1 protein-coding gene is annotated in these 202 nt (G+C 78.2%); it reads right to left on the minus strand.

Annotation, left to right across the window (positions count from 1 at the left end; translation table 11 throughout):
• The coding region (locus GT042_RS24745; RefSeq protein ID WP_161310935.1) for a hypothetical protein at positions 1–202 on the minus strand (202 nt) is incomplete at both ends.

Below are 202 nucleotides of genomic sequence, written 5' to 3' on the forward strand. Positions count from 1 at the left end.
GCGCTGTGCGGGTGGGTCCTGGCCAGTTCCGCGCCGAACGCGGCGGCGTCGTGGTGGAGCGCGGTCACCGTGCCGTCGGCCGTGAGGTGGCCGCCGTGCACCAGGGCGGCGTACACCGCGTCGAGCAGGCGTCGTTGGCCGGGCGCCACCAGCAGGCGCTCGGCCAGCCGCTCCGGGCCGGTCCGCTCCCCCGGTCGCAGAC

Source organism: Streptomyces sp. SID3212, assembly GCF_009865405.1.
In the GTDB taxonomy this organism is placed as follows: Bacteria; Actinomycetota; Actinomycetes; order Streptomycetales; family Streptomycetaceae; genus Streptomyces.